The sequence below is a fragment of the Sinorhizobium sp. 22678 genome, assembly GCF_052044265.1.
Taxonomy (GTDB): domain Bacteria; phylum Pseudomonadota; class Alphaproteobacteria; order Rhizobiales; family Rhizobiaceae; genus Sinorhizobium; species Sinorhizobium meliloti_A.
Genome location: NZ_JBQEMS010000001.1, coordinates 518,387 through 540,382, shown reverse-complemented (window position 1 = coordinate 540,382; position 21,996 = coordinate 518,387). Strand labels below are relative to the sequence as shown.

The following is a 21,996-nucleotide window of genomic DNA, read 5'->3' as shown; positions in this document are numbered from 1 at the left end:
ATGTCCTACAGAATGTCGCGCGCGGCCTATGCCAACATGTTCGGTCCGACCGTGGGCGACAAGGTGCGCCTCGCCGACACCGAGCTCTTCATCGAGGTCGAAAAGGACTTCACCACGCATGGCGAGGAGGTGAAGTTCGGGGGCGGCAAGGTCATCCGCGACGGCATGGGCCAGAGCCAGGTGACGCGCGAAGGCGGCGCGGTCGACACGGTGATCACCAATGCGCTGATCATCGATCATTGGGGAATCGTGAAGGCGGATATCGGGCTGAAGGACGGGCGGATCGCGGCAATCGGCAAGGCCGGCAATCCGGACACGCAGCCGGGCGTCACCATTATCGTCGGTCCGGGCACGGAGGTTATCGCCGGCGAGGGCAAGATCGTCACGGCCGGGGGCATGGATAGCCATATACACTTCATCTGCCCGCAGCAGATCGAAGAGGCGCTGATGAGCGGCCTGACATGCATGCTCGGCGGCGGGACGGGACCGGCGCACGGTACGCTCGCCACGACCTGCACGCCCGGACCCTGGCACATCGCCCGCATGATCGAAGCGGCCGATGCGTTTCCGATGAATCTCGCCTTTGCGGGCAAGGGCAACGCGTCGCTGCCTGGAGCGCTCGTTGAAATGGTACTCGGCGGCGCGACTTCGCTGAAGCTGCACGAGGATTGGGGCACGACGCCGGCCGCCATCGACTGCTGCCTCTCCGTGGCCGATGAATACGACGTGCAGGTTATGATCCACACCGACACCCTCAACGAAAGCGGATTCGTCGAGGATACGATTGCGGCGATCAAGGGCCGGACGATCCATGCCTATCACACGGAAGGCGCCGGCGGCGGGCATGCGCCCGATATCATCAGGATCTGCGGCCAGCCGAACGTCATCCCGTCCTCCACCAATCCGACGCGCCCCTATACCGTGAACACGCTTGCGGAACATCTCGACATGCTGATGGTCTGCCATCACCTGTCGCCCACCATTCCGGAAGACATCGCCTTCGCCGAGAGCCGCATCCGCAAGGAGACGATCGCGGCGGAGGATATCCTCCACGATATCGGCGCCTTCTCGATCATTTCCTCCGACAGCCAGGCGATGGGGCGCGTCGGCGAGGTGGCGATCCGCACCTGGCAGACCGCCGACAAGATAAAGCGCCAGCGCGGACGGCTCCAGGAGGAGACCGGCGACAACGACAATTTCCGCGTCAAGCGCTATATCGCCAAATACACGATCAACCCGGCGATCGCCCACGGTCTCAGCCACGAGATCGGCTCGCTCGAGGTCGGCAAGCGCGCCGATCTGGTCCTCTGGAATCCGGCCTTCTTCGGCGTGAAACCCGACATGGTGCTCCTCGGCGGCACGATCGCAGCAGCCCCCATGGGCGACCCGAACGCCTCCATCCCCACGCCGCAGCCGGTCCACTACCGGCCGATGTTCGGCACCTATGGAAAGAGCCGGACCAACTCCTCGGTCACCTTCGTCTCGCAGGCGTCGCTCGATGCCGGGCTTGCCGGCAGGCTCGGCGTCGCCAAGGAGCTGGTCGCCGTTCAGAACACGCGCGGCGGCATCGGCAAGGCGTCGATGATCCACAACAGCCTGACGCCGCATATCGAAGTAGACCCGGAAACCTACGAGGTCCACGCCGACGGCGAGCTCCTGACCTGCGAGCCGGCGACGGTGCTGCCGATGGCGCAGCGCTATTTCCTGTTCTGAGCCGAACAGCCATGCATCGGCCGCATGGCTGCCATGCGGGAGGCCTCGAACCGTCGCTTTGATGCTGCACTGCAGCGGAAATTTCGTTAGGAAGGGCACTCGATTTCGCCGTGGCGTCTGTCCTCCCAAGACTGCGCCGCCGGCAGCCAGTTTTTAGGAGATGATGATGCTCGGCAGAAAAGTTCCCGCTGTAACCTTCCGCACCCGCGTCCGCGACGAGTCCGTCGGCGGTTCCAATCCGTTCCGCTGGCAGGACGTTACCTCGGACGACTATTTCGCCGGCAAGCGCGTCGTGCTGTTTTCGCTGCCGGGTGCTTTCACCCCGACCTGCTCGACCTACCAGCTGCCGGACTTCGAAAAGCTCACCTCCGAATTCCGGGGTCTCGGGATCGACGAGATCTACTGCGTCTCCGTCAACGACGCCTTCGTGATGAACGCCTGGGGCAAATCGCAGGGCCTCGAGAACGTCAAGCTCATTCCGGACGGTTCGGGCGAGTTCACCCGCAAGATGGGCATGCTCGTCGCCAAGGACAATCTCGGCTTCGGAATGCGCTCCTGGCGCTATGCCGCCGTCGTCAACAACGGCGTTGTCGAGCAGTGGTTCGAAGAGGAAGGCTACTCCGACAATTGCGACAGCGACCCCTACGGTGTCTCCTCGCCGCAGAACATTCTCGCGGCGCTGAAATCCAAGAAGCTCGCCGCCTGATCCCGATTCTCCCGAATCGATAAAGCCCCGGCTGCCGCAAGCAGGTTCCTGAAAATCCACGGGATTTTCGCCTTCTTGCTGGTGCCGGGGCTTTTTCTTGCTACAGTGAAGACTTCCAAGAGGAAGCGGATGTGGGGGCGCGAACCGCGCACGTTTCCTCTTTCACCGGCAAGGGGAATGCAGAAATTCATGGTTTACATTATCGCATATCTGACGGCGCATGCGGGCAAGGGCGACGAGATCGTGGCGCTGACGAAGCCGCTGATCCAGGCGACGCTGAAAGAGGCCGGTTGCGTCAGCTATGAGCTCTATCGCAAGCCCACGGATCCCGATGCGCTGGTGTTCGTGGAAACATGGAAGGACAGGGCAGCTATCGATGCCCATTTCGCCGAACCGCATCTGAAGGCCTTTCAGACGGCGGCGGCAAGCCTGCTGGCGAGCGCCCGCGTCGAGATCGTGCATCCGGAAAAGATCGAGGTGGTCTGACGTGCCCTATCGCTCGACCGAAGTTCGTTCGCCCGGTCCGGGCGAGAGGGCGCCGCTCCATCGCCTGACCCTGACGCATGAGCAGCGCCATCTGCGCCGCAAGCTCCTGCACCTCGACAACGACGATGTGGTGATGCTGGATCTCAAGGAGCCCGTGATGCTCGCCGATGGCGATCTCCTGGTGCTCGAGGGAGGCGGCCATATCGAGGTGAAGGCGGCAGCGGAGGCGCTTTACGACATCCGCGCGCGAAACGCGCTGCATCTGATAGAGCTTGCCTGGCATCTCGGCAACCGGCACCTGCCGGCGGCGGTGGAAGAGGGACGGATTCTGATAGCCCGCGACCCGGTCATTCGCGCCATGCTGGAGGGCCTGGGCGCCACCGTCGATGACGTGATCGAGCCCTTTCATCCCCTGCACGGCGCCTATCACCAGCACGGTCACGGCGATCACCACCGTCATGGCTGAGAATGCCGATACGCAGTCGCTCCTGCGTCTCGTCACCTGGCTCTCGCCCGCCTTTCCGGTCGGCTCCTTCTCCTATTCCGGCGGTCTGGAGCAAGCGATTCATGACGGGCTTGTCACCGGTGCCGACGATTTGCGGCTCTGGTGCGAAACGCTCCTGGATCACGGCACGACGTGGAACGACGCGCTGCTTCTGGCGGAAGGTTACCGTGCATTTGACGATGCCGCGCGGTTGATTGCGGCATCGGAACTGGCCGAGGCGCTTGCCGGATCGCGCGAGCGGCACATGGAAACCATGCTCCTCGGCGAGGCGTTCCTGGCCGCCGCCGGCCACTGGCCGCACGCGGCGCTTAAATTCCCCGGCGGGAGAGCCGCCTACCCGGTGGCGGTCGGCGCGGTCGCCGGAGCGCACTGTACCGGCCTCGAAGCGGCGCTCGCCGCCTTTCTCAACGCCACCATATCGAACGCGGTGTCGGTGGCTATCCGCTGCGGCGTTACCGGCCAGCGCGACGGGGTCGGCATGCTTGCGCGTATGGAGGAGACGATAGGGGCGGCGGCAGCGCGCGCCGCGCGCGCCTCGCTCGATGATCTTGGCGCCGCGACGATCACCGCCGACATTGCCTCGCTGCGACACGAGATCTTGCATTCACGATTGTTCCGCACTTAACGGAACGATGGACGGACTTCGAAAGGATAGAAGAGATGCCATCGAAAAACGGTCCTCTGCGCATCGGTATCGGCGGCCCGGTCGGGTCCGGAAAGACGGCACTTACCGACAAGCTCTGCAAGGCCATGCGGGAGAAGTATTCCGTCGCGGTGGTCACGAACGACATCTATACCAAGGAAGACGCCGAAGCGCTGGTGCGTATGCAGGCCTTGCCTTCGGAGCGGATCGTCGGAGTCGAGACGGGCGGATGCCCCCATACGGCGATCCGCGAGGATGCGTCGATCAATCTTCAGGCGATTGCCGATCTCAACCGCCGCATTCCCGATCTCGATGTCGTCTTCATCGAGTCGGGAGGGGACAATCTGGCAGCGACCTTCTCGCCCGATCTCGCTGATCTTACGATCTACGTGATCTCGGTCTGCCAGGGCGAAGAAATTCCGCGCAAGGGCGGGCCGGGGATCACCAGGTCCGATCTGCTGGTGATCAACAAGAAGGATCTCGCCCCTTACGTCGGTGCCGACCTTGGGGTCATGGAACGCGATGCGGCACGGATGCGAGCCGAAAAGCCGTTCGTGTTCTCGGATATGAAACGCGGCGACGGGGTGGAGCGGATCGTCGAATTCCTGACGGTGAACGGGGGACTCTGAAGAGAGCACCCCGGCGCAGCTCTCGTCCTATTCCGCGGCCAGCGCCGGATGGCTGATGACCTTGCCGTCGGACTTGCGGCGCTTCTCGTCTTCAAGCGCCTTGATGCGCTCTTCGAGGCTCTCGATCGTGCTGCCCTGTTCGGCGGCAAGCTTGCTCAGCGCCTCCTGGTCGAGCGGCAGTTCTTCCTCGTCCTTCTTGCCGATGAAGCGGCCGAAAGCCCAGGCGAGGAGACGCGACAGGTCGTCCATGATCAGGAAGAAGGACGGAACCACGACGAGGCTCAGGACGGTCGAGACGATGATGCCTCCAATGACGGCGATCGCCATCGGTGCACGGAAGGAACCGCCTTCGCCGACGCCCAGGGCCGAGGGCAGCATGCCCGCGGACATGGCGATCGAGGTCATGACGATCGGACGAGCCCGCTTCCGTCCCGCCTCGATCATGGCAAGCGTCCGGTCCATGCCGTGATGCATCATCTCGATACCGAAGTCGACGAGCAGGATTGCGTTCTTGGTGACGATGCCCATCAGCATCAGGATACCGATCAGCACCGGCATGGACAGCGCGTTCTGAGTGAGGATCAAGGCGGCTGCCACGCCGCCGATCGCGAGCGGCAGCGAGAACAGGATGGTGAAAGGCTGTATTACATCCTTGAACAGGAGAATGAGTACGACCAGAACCATCATCAGACCCAGCAGCATGGCGTTGCCGAAGCTCTCCTGCATCTCGGCCTGCACCTCGGCGTCGCCGCTTTCGAGGAACTGGACCGTCGCAGGCAGATCGGCGTCGGCGGCGATTTCCCTGAAGCGGGCCGATGCCGTGTCGAGCGCCACGCCGGCGGGCAGATCGGCGCCGAGCTTGACGACGCGGTAGCGGTCGTAGCGCTTGATCGAACTCGGCCCTTCCGCATAGTTGATGTCCGCGACGCTCGACAGCGGCACGGTCGCTCCGGATGCCGTCTGGACCTTCAGGTTGCGGATCGCCGCCAGGTCGGTGCGAAAATCACGGTCGAGCTGCACCCGGATCGGGATCAGGCGCCCATCGAGCGCGATCTTCGCCAACTGCGCGTCGATATCGCCGATCGTGGCGATGCGGATCACCTCGGAGATCTGCGCCGTCGTAATGCCAAGGCGCGACATCTGGTCGTCGCGGGGCCGGATCTGCAGTTCCGGTCGGGGCAGCGCGCCCTCGGGGCTGACGTTGGCAAGCAGCGGGTCTCGGCGCAAATCCGCTTCCAGGGTGGCGACCGCCTTGTCGAGATCCTCCTCGTTGTTGGAAAGCAGGTTGAACGACAGGTCACGTTCGCCTCGATCGTTGAGCTTGGTGACGCGGACATCGGGAATCGATCGCAATCGGGCGAAGATTTCCCTCTCGATCTCGGATTGCGGCTTGATCCGCCCGGCCGGGGGCAGCTTCGGCAGGTATTCGCCGATCAGCGGAGTGCGGCCGATCACGTCGTTGACGACCTTGTTGATCAGCGAATGATCGAGCTTCTCTAGCAGCACCGTGACGGCAGCGCGTCGCAGCTCGAGGTCGCCCTTGGGCGAGGCGCCGCCGAGCACGAAGACGTTTTCCACGCCGTCGATATCCTTGACGCGATTGTAGATCTCGGTGGTGGTCCGGTCCGTGTCCGCGAGCATTGCGTCCGGCGGCAGTTCGATCGACAGGCTTACGCGCGAGCTGTCTTCCGGCGGCAGGAAGCTGCCCGGGACGAAGACGAGCAGCGCGACCACCGAACCGACCGAGAGCAGGATGGCGACGAGCAGCGTGGAGTAGCGCGTGTACCAGCGTTTCGTGGTGAAGCGTACGAGGCGCGTGTACTGGCGCATCATGAAGCCTTCATCATCATGATGCCCGCCGGCATCCGAAGGCTTCATCAGATAGGCCGCCATGACCGGCGTGATCAGGCGGGCGACCAGGAGCGAGAAGAACACCGAGACGGCGACCGTCAGGCCGAACTGGATGAAGTATTGTCCCGGAATGCCCGGCATGAAGGATACGGGCACGAAGACGGCGATGATCGTGAAGGTGGTGGCGATCACCGCAAGGCCGATTTCGTCCGCAGCCTCGATCGCTGCGCGGTAAGGCGACTTGCCCATCCGGATATGACGCTCGATGTTCTCGATCTCCACGATCGCATCGTCGACGAGAATACCCGTCGCGAGCGTCATCGCCAGGAAGCTGACGAGGTTCAGCGAGAAACCGAGCAGTTCCATCACCCAGAAGGTGGGGATCGCCGAGAGCGGCAGTGCGACCGCCGAAATCAAGGTCGCGCGCCAATTGCGCAGGAACAGCATCACGACGATGACGGCGAGCAGCGCGCCCTCGATCAGCGTATGAATCGCCGCCTCGTAATTGCCGTAGGTGAAGTAGACCGAATCGTCCACCATCTCGATGGAGACGTCCGGGTGCTTTGCCCGGATTTCATCGAGCGTCTTGCCGACGGTTTCCGCGACCGAGACTTCGCTCGCCCCCTTGGCGCGGAACACGGCGAAGGTGACGCCCGGCTGCCCGTTGAAGCGGGAGAACGACTTCGGCTCCTCATAGGTGTCGATGACATTGCCGAGTTCCGACAGACGGACGAAGCGGCCGTTCGGCAGCGAGATCATCGTACTCGCCAGCGCCGTTACGTCGCGCGTGTCGCCCAATGTGCGGATCGCCTGTTCGCTGCCGCCGACCTGGCCCCGGCCGGAACCGAGGTCCATGTTCATCCGGCGAAGTTGGGCGTTGACGTCGGCGGCGCTGATGCCAAAGGAATTCAGGCGGTCCTCATCGAGCTCGACCCGGACTTCGCGGTCGGAGCCGCCGTAACGGTCGACACGGCCGATGCCGGTCTGGCCCTGGATCGCGCGCTTGATCGTGTCGTCGACGAACCAGGAGAGCTCTTCCAGCGTCATGCCCGGCGACGAGACGGAAAATGTCTGGATCGCCTGGCCCTCCACGTCGACCTTGGAAACGATCGGCTCTTCGATCGAGGTCGGCAGATCGCTGCGGATGCGGTCGATGGCATCCTTGACATCCTGCACGGCCTGCGTCGTCGGGACTTCCATGCGAAAGATGACGGCGGTCGTCGAAATGCCGTCGGTGATCGTCGACTCGATATGGTCGACGCCGGAGACGCCGGCGACCGCGTCCTCGATCTCCTTGGTGACCTGGGTTTCCAGTTCGGCGGGCGCCGCACCGCTCTGCGTGACGGCGATCGAAACGATCGGCACGTCGATGTTCGGGAAGCGGGTGATGGGCAGCGAATTGAACGACTGCCACCCGAGCACCACGAGCACGAAAAACGCCAGGATGGGCGCGACCGGATTGCGGATAGACCAGGCGGAGAAATTCATGGTCTCATGTTCCCGTCAGTTGGTTGCCGGCTCGGCGGATTCGACCGGATTGATGCGGTCGCCATCGCGCACATAGGCACCGGCCTTCGCCACCGCCTGTTCACCCGGTTCGATGCCGGAGAGTATCTCGATGAATTGTCCGTCCTGGATGCCCGTTTCGACAGGTACCAGGCGCACGACGCCGTCTTCTACCTTGCGGACGATGGATTTGCCGTCTTCCGATGTAACGGCCGTTTGCGGCAAAACCACCGTTTCTTTCTGCTCCGCCACGATCACGGCGCTGGCATACATGCCCGCGCGCGCCTTGGACGCGTCGGTCAGGCTGATACGCACCGTGCCGAGGCGCGTCTGCGGGTCGACCGTAGGGGCGATCAGGCGGATCTTCCCCTCGATCGTGGTGGTGCTGCCGGCAAGCTTGACTGTTGCGGTCTGCCCCACGGCAAGCTTGATCACATCGGACTCGGCGACATCGGCCCACATCTCGATTTCGCCGTCGCGAATGATCGCGAACAGCGGCTCGCCGCTGCCGCTGGCGATCGCACCGACCTTGGCGTTCTTTCGCGAGACGACGCCCCTGACCGGCGCCTTCACGGCGGTCCGCGCGAGACGCAGGTCGACGTCGTCAATCTGGGCCTGCACCACCTTGATATCTGCCGTTGCGACGCTCACCGACTGCTCCGCCGAGCGGACGCGTGCGCGGCCCGCTGCGGCAAGCGCTTTCAAGCGGTCGGCCTCGGCAGTCGAGACGGTACCGTTTTCCGACAGCTGCACAGCACGGTTCGCGACACGCGTCGCCTCTTCCGAATTGGCCGTCACTTCGGCAAGCTGGGCGTGCAACTGGGCGAGCGATGCCTCGGCCTTGGCGAGGTTGGCTTCGAGCTGACTTCTTTGCAGAAGCAGGGCGTCCTGGTTGAGGGTGGCCAGCGTGCTGCCTTTTTCCACCCGGTCACCGACGTCGACATTGAGCGACCGTATGGCGAGGCCATCCACCAGGGGAGAGACATAGATCTCCTCCACCGCCTCGATGGAACCGGTGGCGATGACGCGGTCGGTGATCGCACGCTTCGTCGCTTCGGTCACGACGATGGAGGGCGGCGCCTGTTTTTGCGGCGGCTTGACGGCCTCTTCGGCCGAAGCGCTCACAAGCGCGGACAGGAGCATCGCTGCACAAGCGCCGATGAGAGGCAGGAGTTTCTGAGCCATAGGCCTGTTTTCCCGAAGCTGAAGCACACATGCCCGATCACGCCCGCGCAGGGGCGAATATCCGGCCGCATTCACGCTATTTCACCTACAGCGCCGCGCGTCTTTTCGGACGCGCAAGGACCGCTGCAGCATTTTGAATCGCTGCCCGGGCAGCGGTTTCAAGCCACAGGCACCGGATGGGAAGAAAATTCCCTGATGGGCAATCCTAAAGAAATAAAGATTCCTCCATTCGCTTGCCCTCCAGTCAAACGTTCCGGCCTATGTAGTCGCCGGAGCAAATGCTTACAAGAGCAGCGAAGCAATGGTGCCTCACTATTTCTACTGTCATGCGTCTTCGGATGCAATACGGGTGCAACCTGAAGGTAGTCTTAACAACCACAGCGTGGTGAGCGATTTTCGCCGTTCGACAGCGGACCCGCCACGCCAAGCCATTGGAAGCGAGCCTTTGTGGCGCGGGCGGGCGCTGGTCGGTGCGCTTCTCCGAGGAGTAACGCTGCGACCTTTGACCACGGGTGCGAGTTCGCGGCAAGCGGCACGCCTCCGCATAAGGAGCGCGCGGCGAGACCCACGCGCTCCTGAACGTCATGCGGCGCCTTATTTCAGCGCCGCGTCCGTGATCTCGTGGGTCCAGGCGCCTTCCGGCTCTTTGGAAATGACCGGGTCGGAGCCGCCGGCCAGCAGCGACTGGACGGTGCGCTTGTAATCCGCCTCGTCGAGCGCCCCGCTGGATCCTGCAGTCAGCTTGGCGACTTCGCCCATCATGCGCTTCTGGTGCTTTTCCGTCTGCGCGCCGGTCGAGTCGTTCTCGAGCACGATATCGGCCGCCTCGTCCGGATTCTCCTCGGCATATTTCCAGCCCTTCATCGAGGCGCGGACGAACTTCACCATCTTGCCCTTGAAGGCCTCGTCCTTGAGCTTGTCCTCGAGCACGTAGAGGCCGTCTTCGAGCGTGGCGACGCCCTGGTCCTCGTATTTGAAGGTGACCAGATCCTCCGGCTTGATGCCGGCATCGATGACCTGCCAGTATTCGTTGTAGGTCATGGTGGAGATGCAGGCGGCCTGCTTCTGAATCAGCGGATCGACGTTGAACCCCTGCTTCAGCACGGTCACGCCATCCGGTCCGCCATCCGTCGGGATCTTCAGATGCGACATCCAGGAGAGGAACGGATATTCGTTGCCGAAGAACCAAACGCCGAGGGTCTTGCCCTTGAAGTCTTCGGGACCCTTCACCCCGGATTCCTTCAGACAGGTGAGCATCATGCCCGATGTCTTGAAGGGCTGGGCGATATTGACGAGCGGCACGCCCTTTTCGCGCGTGGCGAGGGCGGATGGCATCCAGTCGACGATGACGTCGGCGCCGCCGCCGGCGATCACCTGCGCCGGAGCGATATCCGGTCCGCCGGGCTTGATTTCGACGTCGAGGCCCTCTTCCTCGTAAAAGCCCTTGTCCTTCGCCACGTAGTAGCCGGCGAACTGCGCCTGGGTCACCCACTTCAGCTGCAGCGTGACCTTTTCGGCGGCATTGGCGTGGAAAGCGGCAAGCGAAAAGACGCTCGCTGCCAGCAGAATTCCAAGTTTCTTGTTCATTTCAGTTCCCTCTTATCGTTGCCTTGTCGTTCTAACACTTTGAAACTACGCATTTCGGCCGGGAAGGCCATTACGCATTTTCCCGGAAGTGCCCTGGAGCATTTCAATGTTCATGAAACACTGAAATGCTCCAAACCTTTGGTCCAACGCACTTCCGGACGGAAAACCGTTACACACTTTTCCTGGAAGTGCTCTAGGCTCGCCCACTGCGGATGGACGGATGCCAGAACGTGACCGCGCGCTCGATGAGCGCGACCACCCCGTAGAAGACGGAGCCAGCCACCGCCGCCACGGCGATTTCGGCCCAGACCATGTCGACGTTCATGCGGCCCACTTCCGTGGAGATCCGGAAACCCATGCCGACAATGGGCGTTCCGAAGAATTCGGCCACGATCGCGCCGATCAGCGCCAGCGTGGAGTTAATCTTGAGAGCGTTGAAAATAAAAGGCCAGGCGGCCGGCAAGCGGAGCTTGACGAGTGTCTGCCACCAGGATGCGGCATAGGTGCGCATCAGATCGCGCTCCATGTGGCTGGCGGCTGCAAGGCCCGAAACCGTGTTCACCAGCATCGGGAAGAAGGTCATGATGACGACGACCGCCACTTTCGACTGCCAGTCGAAGCCGAACCACATGACCATGATCGGGGCCACGCCGATGACGGGGAGGGCGGAGACGAAATTGCCGAGCGGCAGCAGCCCTTTCTGCAGGAAGGGCGAACGGTCGATGAGGATTGCGACGACGAAGCCGAGGCCGCAGCCGAGCGCGTAGCCGGTCAGCACGGACTTCAGGAAGGTCTGCCGGAAATCGGCCGCGAGTGTCGGCAGCGAGTTGATCAGCCGCTGCCAGATCATCGACGGCGCCGGCAACAGCACCGATGGGACGGCGAAGCCGCGGACTATGCCTTCCCAGAGGACGAGTATGGTGATGCCGAAGAGGAGAGGCACGGCAAGTCGTGCCGCATTGTTTGCGGCGTCGCTTGCGAACTGCTGCCGGACCAGCCATTCGTTGAAGGCCCAGGCAGCGAGCCAGAAGAGGATGGCGCCGGCGAGAGCGGCAATACTCATGGTTTTGCCCCCATGCGCTTCAGGACGGCCGTATGCGCCAGGCCGACGATCATGACGAGGACCGCGGCGAGTGCCGCAGCCATGAACAGCGCCGCCCAGATCTGTACGGTCTGTCCGTAATAGGACCCGGCGAGCAGGCGTGCGCCGAGCCCGGCGACCGCGCCGGTCGGCAGCTCGCCGACGATGGCGCCGACGAGCGAGATCGCGACGGCAACCTTCAGCGAGGTGAAGAGATAGGGCATGGACGAGGGCCAGCGCAGCTTCCAGAAGGTCTGGGCGGGCGAGGCGTTATAGGTGTGCATCAGGTCGAGCTGGATCGTTTCGGGGCTGCGCAGTCCCTTCACCATGCCGACGACCACCGGGAAGAACGAAAGATAGGTGGAAATCAGCGCCTTCGGAAGCAGGCCGGAAATCCCGATGGCGTTGAGCACGACGATGATCATCGGCGCGATCGCCAGGATCGGGATGGTCTGACTGGCGATCACCCAGGGCATGAGCGATCGGTCCATTGCGCGGTTGTGGACGATACCGACAGCCAGCAGCACCCCGAGCACCGTGCCGATGCCGAAGCCGAGCAAAGTGGCCGAAAGCGTGATCCAGGCATGATAGACGAGGCTGCGCTTCGAGGTGATGGCCTTATTGGCAGTCGTATCCCAGATTTCGGCGACCACCTGATGCGGAGCGGGCAGCACCGGGCGTTCCTGGGCCATGGTATTGCGGAGGATTTCGGAAAAGCCGATCTCGGTGCCGGCACGCGCGGCGGTATCTCTTTCGAAAGGTGCGTTCAGGAAAACCGCTGCGACGTACCAGCCGGCGATCAACAGGAAAACGACCGTGGAGACGGGAAGCAGTTTGTCCTTAAGGAAGCTCTCCTCGCGCATGGTCACGCTCTCCCGCCAGTCGTCGGACGCAGGTCGCGCAGCATGTTCCACATCGCCGCTTCGGCTTTGGTCATTTCCGTGCGCAGCTTCTTCGCGCGTTTTCCGGTCTTCGGGTCGATGTTCGAATATGCCGAAAACCCCTCCCGGTTCGCTTCGCTCACCACCCTCCCCACAAGGGGGAGGGGCGACCCTGCCGCACCGGTTGCGGCAGACGCCGCTAAGCACCTCCCCCTTGTGGGGAGGGGTTGGGGAGGGGTCATCTCCGGCCGGCGGCTACTCGTCATAGCTGTGCCCCGCTCTCAAGCCCTCGCGCACGCGATGCGCGATCTCGAGGAATTCCGGCGTTTCCCGAATCCCGAGCGGCCGTTCCCTCGGCAGCGTCGATTCGATGACGTCCGTGACGCGGCCCGGGCGGGGGCTCATGACGATGATCTTGGTCGAGAGGTAGACCGCCTCCGGAATGGAGTGGGTGACGAAACAGATGGTCTTGTTGGTGCGCGCCCAGAGTTTGAGGAGTTGTTCGTTCAAATGGTCGCGGACGATCTCGTCGAGCGCCCCGAAGGGCTCGTCCATCAGCAGGAGATCGGCATCGAAGGCCAGCGCCCGGGCAATCGACGCGCGCTGCTGCATGCCGCCGGAAAGCTGCCAGGGATATTTCTTTCCGAAGCCCGAGAGGTTGACGAGTTCCAGCGTCCGCTCGATCCGCGCCTTCCGGTCCTCGCTGGAGTAGCCCATGATCTCCAGCGGAAGCGCGATGTTTTTTTCGATCGTACGCCAGGGATAAAGGGCGGCCGCTTGGAAGACATAGCCATAGGCGCGCTGCCGGCGGGCCTCCTCCGGCGTCATGCCGTTGACGGAAATGGTGCCGGCCGTCGCCTTTTCGAGATCGGCGATGACGCGCAGAAACGTCGTCTTGCCGCAGCCGGATGGGCCGATGAAGGAGACGAAGTCGCCCTTGACCACGTCGAGATTCACGCCGGTGAGTGCATTGACGGGACCGTCGCTGGTCTCGAACGTCAGGCCGAGGTTCCGGGCCGAGACCACGGAGGCGGGATTGGGTGTCATGGACGGATTCTCATTATCGACTGCCTGTGTCAGACTGCTATCCGGACCCGCAACATGCAATGGCGGATTTGCCGGCGAGGTCGCCTGCTGCTGGTTTTTCAGCGTATTCTGGAGGACGGTCATGTCTCGATCACCCAATCCTGGCTGTCGCGTGGTTCGCCCGGGCGGTGCCTTTGCCGGCAAGCAGGGGCTCGATTATTTCGAGGGTATCGCCGCGGAAACGGTCGGCTCCACCGGCATCTGCATGCATCTCGTGACCATGCCGCCCGGTGCGCGCGCCAAGGCGCATCTTCACGAGACCCATGAAACGGCGATCTACGTGCTCTCCGGCGAAGCGCATACCTGGTTCGGCGAGCGGCTCGAAGAACACGTGATCACCAGGGCCGGAGATATGCTCTACATTCCCGCCGGCGTGCCGCACCTGCCGGCGAACCTCTCGCACGCCCCTTGCACGGCGGTGATCGCCCGGACGGATCCGAAAGGAAACGAGAGCGTCGTGCTGCTGCCCGAGCTCGACGGGCTCGTGCCCGCCTAGATCAATTCCGGGAAAAGTCAGCAGCGCGATCGCCGTTTCTCGCATGCGATAAGGTTGCGGCATCTCTCAGACGCCGCTTGCGGGAATGCCGCTGCGCTGCACCGCCCGTGGCGCCGTCACTTCCTTCCAGGTGGAAAGCGCGGTGCTGACCGCCGGGAAGGGATCACGCCGGACGAATTCGCCGTGGCCCTCCCGGGTCTTCACGGTTCCGTCCTCGATCGAAACCACGCCGCGCGTCAGCGTGAAACGCGGAAGACCGGTGACCGTCTTGCCCTCGAAGACGTTGTAATCGATCGCCGATTGCTGCGTCTTCGCCGAAATCGTCTTGGAGCGCTTGGGGTCCCAGACGACGAGGTCCGCATCGGCGCCGACGAGGATCGCGCCCTTCCTGGGATAGATATTCAGGATCTTGGCGATATTGGTGGAGGTTACCGCCACGAATTCGTTCATGGTGATGCGGCCGGTCGCAACACCATAGGTCCAGAGCATCGGCATGCGGTCTTCCAGTCCGCCGGTGCCGTTCGGGATTCTGGTGAAATCGCCGACGCCGAAGCGCTTCTGCTCGGTCGTGAAGGCGCAATGGTCGGTCGCGACCACCTGGAGCGAACCGGAGGCAAGCCCCGCCCAGAGGCTGTCCTGGTGAAGCTTGTTGCGGAAAGGCGGCGACATAACCCGGCGGGCGGCGTGGTCCCAGTCCTTGTCGAAATATTCGCTCTCATCGAGCGTCAGGTGCTGGATCAAGGGCTCGCCGAAGACACGCATGCCCTTGGCGCGGGCGCGCCGGATCGCTTCATGCGCCTGTTCGCACGAAGTATGAACGATGTAGACGGGACAGCCGGCCATGTCGGCGATCATGATCGCGCGGTTGGTGGCCTCTCCCTCGACCTCCGCCGGCCGCGAATAGGCATGTGCTTCCGGGCCGCTATTGCCTTCCGCCAGCAGCTTCGCCTGCAGTTGCGCCACCACGTCGCCGTTTTCGGCGTGGACCAGCGGCAGCGCGCCGAGCGCCGCACAGCGCTGGAAGGAGGAAAACATCTCGTCGTCGTCCACCATCAGCGCGCCCTTGTAGGCCATGAAGTGCTTGAAGGTGTTGATGCCCTTTTCCTTTACGATCGTCTCCATCTCGTCGAAGACCTGCTCGCCCCACCAGGTGATCGCGATGTGGAAGGAATAGTCGCAGTTGGCGCGCGTCGACTTGTTGTCCCACATGGTGAGCGCCTCAAGCAGCGACTGGCCGGGCGAGGGGAGTGCGAAATCGACGACCATCGTGGTGCCGCCGGCGAGTGCCGCCCGGGTCCCGCTTTCGAAATCGTCGGAGGAATAGGTACCCATGAAAGGCATTTCGAGATGCGTATGCGGGTCGATGCCGCCCGGCATCACGTAGCAGCCGGTGGCGTCGAGCGTCTCGGCGCCGGAGAGATTCGGTCCGATTTCGACGATCTTGCCGCCTTCCACCTTTAAATCGGCCTTGTAGGTCAGGTCGGCCGTGACGATGGTTCCACCCTTGATGACAGTGCTCATTGGTTCGTTTCCCTGGAAGGTGCCTTCGGCGGCTCAGGCCACCACGAAAAAGGGCGGAACCACCGTCCCGCCCGCAAAACTCATTCCACGATCTCCGCCGTCTCGAGCACGGCGTGGAACAGGACGTCCGCGCCGGCCGCCGCCCATTCCCTGGAGATGTCCTCCGCCTCGTTGTGGCTGAGTCCGCCGACGCAGGGGCACATGATCATCGTGGTCGGCGCGACCTTTGCGGCCCAGCAGGCATCGTGTCCGGCGCCGGATACGAGATTCATGTGGCTGTAGCCGAGCTTCTCGGCGGCCCCGCGTACCGTCTCGACCAGCTTAGGGTCGAAGGTGACGGGATCGAAATGCCCGACCGCCTCGATGGAACAGCCGACGCCGAGCCGCTCGCAGATTTTTGGCGCTTCGGCTTCGATCCGGGCGCGCATGCCGTCCAGTTTGGCCTGGTCGGGCGAGCGGATGTCGACGGTGAACACCACTTGGCCCGGCAGGACGTTGCGCGAATTGGGCGAAAAGAACATCTGGCCGACGCCGCCGACGGCGCCCGGCTGGTTCTCCATAGCGACGGTCTGGACCATTTCGAGGATCCGCGCCATTGCGAGGCCCGCATTGACGCGCATGTCCATCGGCGTCGAGCCGGTGTGTGCTTCCCTGCCGGTCAGCGTGAACTCCAGCCACCAAAGACCCTGACAGTGCGTGACGACGCCGATCTGCCTGTTCTCGGCCTCTAGGATAGGTCCCTGCTCGATGTGGTATTCGAAATAGGCGTGCATCTTGCGCGCGCCGACCTCTTCGTCGCCAAGCCAGCCGATGCGCTTCAGTTCGTCGCCGAAGCTCTTTCCTTCGGGATCCTTGCGGGCATACGCGTATTCGAGGGTGTGGACCCCGGCAAAGACGCCGGATGCGAGCATGGCAGGCGCAAAGCGCGCGCCTTCCTCATTGGTCCAGTTGGTCACGACGATCGGGTGCTTCGTCTTGATGCCGAGGTCGTTCATCGTGCGTACGGCCTCGAGGCCGCTCAGGACGCCGAGGACCCCGTCGAACTTGCCGCCGGTCGGCTGTGTGTCGAGATGCGAGCCGATGTGGACCGGCAGCGCATCCGGATCGGTACCGGGTCGGGTCAGGAACATGGTGCCCATCTTGTCGACACCCATGGAGAGCCCCGCCTCTTCGCACCAGGACTGGAAAAGCCGGCGACCTTCGCCGTCCGCATCCGTCAAGGTCTGGCGGTTGTTGCCGCCGGCAACGCCGGGGCCGATCTTCGCCATTTCCATCAACGAATCCCATAGACGGTCGGCATTGACGCGCCTATTCTCGCCAGGTGCTGCCATGGCGTTCTCCTCTATTGTCGGCCAGTCCCTCCCCGGGATAGCCCTCATGTTCCCGTCGGCCGAATCGGGGCCTTGTTGTGATGCCCTTCGATCAGGCGTTGCCTTTGTCGGCAATCTGACTGATAATTTGACCGGTTGGTAAACATTACAACTTCCGTGGCGGCACTCAAGCCGGAAAAAGAAAAAAACAGGAGTTACTGCTCAAGAAATCGGCGCGTCCGAATATTGGGCAAATTGTGCCGACGTCTTTCGCTGGGGGCTTGGACAGGGGACGAGATGGTACTTCCGAGAGCGGCAAGAACCCAGAGGCGCACGCGCATCCAGGAGGAGAAGGAGGAGCAGATCCTCGAGGCCGCGCTGGAGGTGTTTTCCGCAAACGGCTTTCGCGGGTCGACGATCGATCAGATCGCTGACGTGGCGGGCATGTCGAAGCCGAACCTGCTCTATTATTTCCGCACCAAAGAGGCGATGCATCGCGCGCTGATAGACCGCGTTCTCGACACCTGGCTCGATCCTCTGCGCGCGTTCGATGCCGAGGGCAACCCGGTCGCCGAGATCCGCAGCTATATCCGGCGCAAGCTCGAAATGGCGCGCGACTTCCCGCGCGAAAGCCGGCTGTTCGCCAACGAGGTCCTGCAGGGCGCCCCGCGTATCGTGGACGAGCTCAAGGGTCCGCTGAAGCAATTGGTGGACGAGAAGGCCGAGGTTATCCGCAGCTGGGCCAAGGCCGGCAAGATCGCAAAATGCGACCCTTATCACCTCATCTTCGCCATCTGGTCGACGACGCAGCATTATGCCGACTTCGACGTTCAGGTGCGCGCCGTGCTCGGCCAGGAGAATGCCGGCGAAGGGCGCTTCGAGGACGCCGCGCGCTTTCTCGAGCGGCTGTTCGTCGACGGGCTGCAGGTGCGGGAGTAGCCTATCCGGCTGTGGGCAGGGATCGGGAGAGCTGCGCGGCGTCACCGATGATCCAGGTTTCAAGCGTTGCCTTGCGGCCCCGCAGGCTGATTTCGAGCCGTCTGTGGCCCTCGAAGCTTAAACCCGCGCGCTCGACCAGTTCGGCCGAAACGGCAAGCTCGACGTCGTGCTCCTTCGCGAGGCCTTCCAGTCGGCTCGCGGTGTTGATCGTGTCGCCGACGACCGTGAGCGAGGTTGCCTGGCCGTAGCCCATTTCGCCGATGATCGCCGGCCCCGCGTGAAGGCCGATGGCGAGCCTCAGCGGCTGCTCGAGCTCCCCTTCGAAAGTCTGGTTGAGCGCCCGGATTCCTTGCGACAACCGGGCGGCGGCCGACAGTGCCTGGCGGCAGGCCTCCGGCAGAGGGGCCTTCAGTCCGAAGATCGCGAGCGCCCCGTCGCCGATGAACTTGTCGACGACGCCACCGGAACTTTCGACGGCTTCGCCAACGACCTCGAAGTAGCGGTTGAGCAGAAAGACCGTGTCGTAGGGCAGCCGGTGTTCGGCGATGCGGGTGAAATCACGCAGGTCGCAGAAGAGCACTGCGACGCGGCGCTCGCGTCCGCCGGCGTTCTGGCGGGCAAGCTGCGTCTTGATCCCGATGCTGTCGGTGTCGAGGATGGGCACGACGCTCACATTGTGCACGGGTCGGAACTGGCAGGCGAGGCGTACGTTCTCGGGAGCGCCGATGCGGGTCAGCGTCGCGAGTTCTGCGGCTTCCGGCGTCGGTTGGCCTTCGAGCCCCTGCGTTATCCGCACGCGACAGGTCGAGCAGCGGCCGCGTCCGCCGCAGACGGACACATGCGGGATTCCAGCCGCCCGACTCGCCTCCAGAACGCTGAAGCCGAGGCTGACGGCAGCGACCCGGCCGTCCGGATAACGAATGCGAATACGGCCGCGCGCCGGCAGGGCGCGCAGAACGAGGGTGCCGCCGATCAGGCTTGCGAAGCCGCCATAGAATGCCAGCCTGATCCTATCGAGGAGGGCAGGGTCGACGCGAGGTGCCTGGCTGGCATAGGCCCTGTCGCCATAACCGCCATGTTCGGCGTAGTCGCGCTCCAGCGATCGGGCGCCGTTGACGAAGCCGAGCAGTGCGAAGATCGGCACCAGCAGGGCGACGGTATAGAGCAGCGTTTCGTACTTCGGAAACCAGGCGCGGCCGCGCATCCAGAACCAGGCGCCAAGGCAGGCGTGACCCCAGACGACGATGAGTGCAAGCGACTGGCGAGAGGTGTTGAACGAGCTTGACCAGAGAGTGCGCAGGATTGCGGGGTAGTCGGGGTAAACACCTGAAAGAAGCGGCTCCACGCGGGCGGCGACAACGTGAGGAATGAGCAGAAAGGGCAGGCTCAGGCCGAAGATGATCTTCAGGGCTTCGCCGACAGGCATCCTGAAGGTTTGCCGCCGGTAGAGACTGTCAAGCGCCATCAGAAAATGCAGCAACAACGCGCCGTAGAGGAGGGCCGTTCCGGGGATGCTCTGCCAGACCGAGGTGAAGATCCGCCGGCCCGTTTCCATGGCTCCGATCGACACCAGGCCGAGCGCATGGTTCGAGAAATGGAGGAGCACAAAGACGCCGAGCACAGCCCCTGAAATCAGGTGCATCTTCTTGCGCGTGCTGGCGGATAGGATCGTCAAACAATCTTGCCTGGGTCTGGCGGCCTCGAAACAGGCTCGCGTCAATGTCCTCCTTATTAACCAGATCACCGATGCCGGCAACTTACGTTTTCTAAACGAATTGTTTCGCTTTCGGGTCTTGCGCGGACTGCGCATGTCCCATGCCGTGCTACTCCATGATGCGCGGCAATCCTGCGGCGAGCTTGTCGATCACCACCCGCAGTTTCGGCAGCATGTGCTGCGTTCGCGGCCAGACCGCATGCGCCTTGAAGATCAGCCCGGGCCGGTCGGTGAGGACGCGAACAAGTTCGCCTTTCTGCACGCGCTCGCGCACCAGCCAGCAAGGCAGCCAGGCAAGGCCGTGGCCGGCGGCAGCCGCATCGGCGATTGCGGCGAGATCATCGAGCCTCAGCCGCGTTTGCGGCAGCACGATTTCCGCCGCTTTGCCGTCGGACGGAAAGGACCAGGATAGCGGCTCGCCTCCACGGGCGTAGACGATGCCTTCATGTGCTGCGAGTTCGGCCACCGTTCTCGGCGTGCCGTGCGTTTCAAGATAGGCAGGGGAGGCGCAGACGGTCATTCGCTGTTCCGCCACCGTGCGCATCATCAGGCCGGAGCCGTTGCCGAGCGGGCTGTTGCGGATGGCGAGATCGAAGCCTTCGTCGAGAAGGTCGACGACCCGGTCGTTGAAGGAGAGATCGAGTTCCAGACGGGGATGCGCCCGCAACAGGTCGCGAAGCAGCGGCGCCACGCATTGGCGGCCGAAGAGGACCGGCATCGAGATGCGCAGGCGGCCGCGAATCTCCCGCTTCCCGGATTCGAGGAGGTCTTCGGCCGTTCTGATTTCGCCCAGCGCTTTTTGGCAGCTCTCGTAGAAGAGCTGCCCTTCTTCGGTAAGACTCTGCGTCCGTGTGGTGCGATGGAAGAGGCGCACGCCGAGCCGTCGTTCGAGCCGGGATACCGTCTTGCCCACGGCCGAGCGCGAAAGGTTGAGCCGCGCGGCGGCGGAGGAAAAGCCGCCGGCATCGGCAACTTCCACGAAAACCGAAATGCCGTTGAAGCGCTCCACGAATTGCGTCCTCCAGGGAACCAATGATGGGAAATCATATCGCAACCGAAGACGAATGTTCAACAGTATGCTCGCTTCACCGCAACGGATGAAAAGGAACGAGCATGTCCAAATGGATGCAGGAATGGAGCACGCAGACGGTGGCCCCCCACAATCTCAAGCGTGCCGAACGACCGGTGCCGCAGGTCGGCGAGCACGATATACTCGTGCGAACGCTTGCCGTATCGCTCAACTATCGCGACAAGCTGGTACTGGAGACCGGCATGGGGCTCGATCTCGCTTTCCCCTTCGTGCCGGCCTCGGATATGAGCGGAGTGGTCGAGGCCGTCGGCAAGAGCGTGACGCGTTTCCAGCCGGGCGATCGCGTGATCTCCACCTTCGCCCCCGGTTGGCTTGACGGCTTACGACCCGGCACCGGCAGGACGCCTGCCTATCAGACGCTCGGAGGGGCGCATCCGGGCGTCCTGTCGGAGTATGTGGTTTTCCCTGAAGGCTGGTTCGTCGCAGCGCCGAAGAGCCTCGACGCGGCGGAGGCGAGTACCTTGCCCTGTGCGGGCCTGACCGCCTGGTTCGCTCTTGTCGAGAAGGGTCATCTGCGGGCGGGCGACCGTGTCGTCGTGCAGGGCACCGGCGGCGTTGCGCTGTTCGGGCTGCAAATCGCCAAGGCGACCGGAGCCGAGGTCATCGTGACCTCGAGCAGCCGCGAAAAGCTCGATCGGGCTTTTGCGCTCGGTGCCGATCACGGCATAAATCGCCTGGAGGAGGACTGGGTGGAGCGCGTCTATGCGCTGACTGGGGACCATGGAGCCGACCACATTCTGGAGATCGCCGGCGGCGCCGGGCTCGGCCAGTCCCTGAAGGCAGTCGCGCCGGACGGGCGCATCTCGGTGATCGGCGTGCTCGAGGGCTTCGAGGTCTCAGGTCCGGTCGGGCCGCTTCTCCTGAAGTCTCCCGTGGTGCAGGGTATCAGCGTCGGTCACCGCAGAGCACTCGAAGATCTGGTCGGGGCCGTCGATCGCCTTGGACTGAAGCCCGTCATCGACAGCCGTTACAAGTTCACCGAGGTCCCCGAGGCCCTCGCGCATCTCGACCGCGGCCCATTCGGCAAGGTGGTGATAGAGTTTTGACGCGATAGAAACGTGGGAGGG

At 63.2% G+C, this 21,996-nt stretch carries 20 protein-coding genes; 9 read left to right on the top strand and 11 right to left on the bottom strand.

Annotated elements, in window-relative coordinates; genetic code table 11:
- The 6 genes from ureC to ureG all read left to right on the top strand — a co-directional run bounded on the left by ureC (window position 1) and on the right by ureG (window position 4,682).
- Entirely contained in the window at window positions 1-1,713 is a 1,713-nt protein-coding gene (gene ureC, locus ACTJKL_RS02745; RefSeq protein WP_440852106.1) for an urease subunit alpha, read from the top strand.
- A 166-nt stretch (window positions 1,714-1,879) separates the two neighbouring features.
- Entirely contained in the window at window positions 1,880-2,419 is a 540-nt protein-coding gene (locus tag ACTJKL_RS02740) for a peroxiredoxin (RefSeq protein ID WP_100671901.1), read from the top strand.
- A 129-nt stretch (window positions 2,420-2,548) separates the two neighbouring features.
- On the top strand, window positions 2,549-2,905 hold the full coding sequence (locus ACTJKL_RS02735; RefSeq protein ID WP_018095750.1) for a putative quinol monooxygenase: 357 nt from the start codon (window positions 2,549-2,551) through the stop codon (window positions 2,903-2,905).
- A gap of 1 nt (window position 2,906) precedes the next feature.
- On the top strand, window positions 2,907-3,371 hold the full coding sequence (gene ureE, locus ACTJKL_RS02730) for an urease accessory protein UreE (protein ID WP_018095749.1): 465 nt from the start codon (window positions 2,907-2,909) through the stop codon (window positions 3,369-3,371).
- Entirely contained in the window at window positions 3,364-4,035 is a 672-nt protein-coding gene (locus tag ACTJKL_RS02725) for an urease accessory protein UreF (RefSeq protein WP_411921594.1), read from the top strand. The genes ureE and ACTJKL_RS02725 overlap by 8 nt, the downstream gene beginning before the upstream one ends.
- 35 nt (window positions 4,036-4,070) lie before the next feature.
- On the top strand, window positions 4,071-4,682 hold the full coding sequence (gene ureG / locus ACTJKL_RS02720) for an urease accessory protein UreG (RefSeq protein WP_440852105.1): 612 nt from the start codon (window positions 4,071-4,073) through the stop codon (window positions 4,680-4,682).
- A gap of 27 nt (window positions 4,683-4,709) precedes the next feature.
- On the opposite strand, the gene ACTJKL_RS02715 is transcribed toward ureG, so the two are convergent.
- The 7 genes from ACTJKL_RS02715 to ACTJKL_RS02685 all read right to left on the bottom strand — a co-directional run bounded on the left by ACTJKL_RS02715 (window position 4,710) and on the right by ACTJKL_RS02685 (window position 13,820).
- Entirely contained in the window at window positions 4,710-8,021 is a 3,312-nt protein-coding gene (locus tag ACTJKL_RS02715; RefSeq protein WP_440852104.1) for an efflux RND transporter permease subunit, read from the bottom strand.
- Between the two features lie 15 nt (window positions 8,022-8,036).
- Window positions 8,037-9,224 (bottom strand): efflux RND transporter periplasmic adaptor subunit, encoded by a 1,188-nt coding sequence (locus tag ACTJKL_RS02710; RefSeq protein ID WP_440852103.1) that lies wholly within the window; start codon window positions 9,222-9,224, stop codon window positions 8,037-8,039.
- Between the two features lie 594 nt (window positions 9,225-9,818).
- Window positions 9,819-10,811, bottom strand: a complete 993-nt coding sequence (locus tag ACTJKL_RS02705; protein ID WP_440852102.1) for an ABC transporter substrate-binding protein — start codon at window positions 10,809-10,811, stop codon at window positions 9,819-9,821.
- 193 nt (window positions 10,812-11,004) lie between these two features.
- Window positions 11,005-11,874 carry an ABC transporter permease gene (locus ACTJKL_RS02700; protein WP_018095743.1) on the bottom strand — a complete coding sequence of 290 codons (870 nt, stop codon included), beginning with the start codon at window positions 11,872-11,874 and terminating at the stop codon, window positions 11,005-11,007.
- Window positions 11,871-12,755, bottom strand: a complete 885-nt coding sequence (locus tag ACTJKL_RS02695; protein ID WP_127710203.1) for an ABC transporter permease — start codon at window positions 12,753-12,755, stop codon at window positions 11,871-11,873. The genes ACTJKL_RS02700 and ACTJKL_RS02695 overlap by 4 nt, the downstream gene beginning before the upstream one ends.
- Before the next feature lie 2 nt (window positions 12,756-12,757).
- Window positions 12,758-12,916, bottom strand: coding sequence for a hypothetical protein (locus ACTJKL_RS02690; RefSeq protein ID WP_440852101.1), 159 nt, complete (start codon window positions 12,914-12,916; stop codon window positions 12,758-12,760).
- Between the two features lie 112 nt (window positions 12,917-13,028).
- On the bottom strand, window positions 13,029-13,820 hold the full coding sequence (locus ACTJKL_RS02685; protein ID WP_379942991.1) for an ABC transporter ATP-binding protein: 792 nt from the start codon (window positions 13,818-13,820) through the stop codon (window positions 13,029-13,031).
- Window positions 13,821-13,941: 121 nt separating this feature from the next.
- On the opposite strand from ACTJKL_RS02685, the gene ACTJKL_RS02680 reads away from it, so the two are divergent.
- Entirely contained in the window at window positions 13,942-14,355 is a 414-nt protein-coding gene (locus ACTJKL_RS02680) for a cupin domain-containing protein (RefSeq protein WP_018095740.1), read from the top strand.
- Window positions 14,356-14,421: 66 nt separating this feature from the next.
- Here ACTJKL_RS02680 and hydA read toward each other — a convergent pair whose 3' ends face one another.
- Together hydA and ACTJKL_RS02670 are read right to left on the bottom strand one after the other, a co-directional pair.
- Window positions 14,422-15,876 carry a dihydropyrimidinase gene (gene hydA, locus ACTJKL_RS02675; RefSeq protein ID WP_440852100.1) on the bottom strand — a complete coding sequence of 485 codons (1,455 nt, stop codon included), beginning with the start codon at window positions 15,874-15,876 and terminating at the stop codon, window positions 14,422-14,424.
- An 80-nt stretch (window positions 15,877-15,956) separates the two neighbouring features.
- Complete coding sequence (locus ACTJKL_RS02670) at window positions 15,957-17,207, bottom strand: Zn-dependent hydrolase (protein ID WP_100671893.1); 1,251 nt, start codon at window positions 17,205-17,207, stop codon at window positions 15,957-15,959.
- Between the two features lie 276 nt (window positions 17,208-17,483).
- On the opposite strand from ACTJKL_RS02670, the gene rutR reads away from it, so the two are divergent.
- Window positions 17,484-18,125, top strand: a complete 642-nt coding sequence (gene rutR, locus ACTJKL_RS02665; RefSeq protein ID WP_003525590.1) for an HTH-type transcriptional regulator RutR — start codon at window positions 17,484-17,486, stop codon at window positions 18,123-18,125.
- Window position 18,126: 1 nt separating this feature from the next.
- Here rutR and cyaC read toward each other — a convergent pair whose 3' ends face one another.
- The gene (cyaC, locus tag ACTJKL_RS02660) at window positions 18,127-19,800 is read right to left on the bottom strand and encodes an adenylate cyclase CyaC (RefSeq protein ID WP_440852099.1); all 1,674 of its coding nucleotides are present in this window, start codon (window positions 19,798-19,800) and stop codon (window positions 18,127-18,129) included.
- A 148-nt stretch (window positions 19,801-19,948) separates the two neighbouring features.
- A complete protein-coding gene (locus tag ACTJKL_RS02655) occupies window positions 19,949-20,848 on the bottom strand; it encodes a LysR family transcriptional regulator (RefSeq protein ID WP_440852098.1) in 900 nt (299 codons plus the stop codon).
- A 104-nt stretch (window positions 20,849-20,952) separates the two neighbouring features.
- On the opposite strand from ACTJKL_RS02655, the gene ACTJKL_RS02650 reads away from it, so the two are divergent.
- A complete protein-coding gene (locus ACTJKL_RS02650; RefSeq protein ID WP_440852097.1) occupies window positions 20,953-21,975 on the top strand; it encodes a zinc-dependent alcohol dehydrogenase family protein in 1,023 nt (340 codons plus the stop codon).
- Window positions 21,976-21,996: the final 21 nt, after the last annotated feature.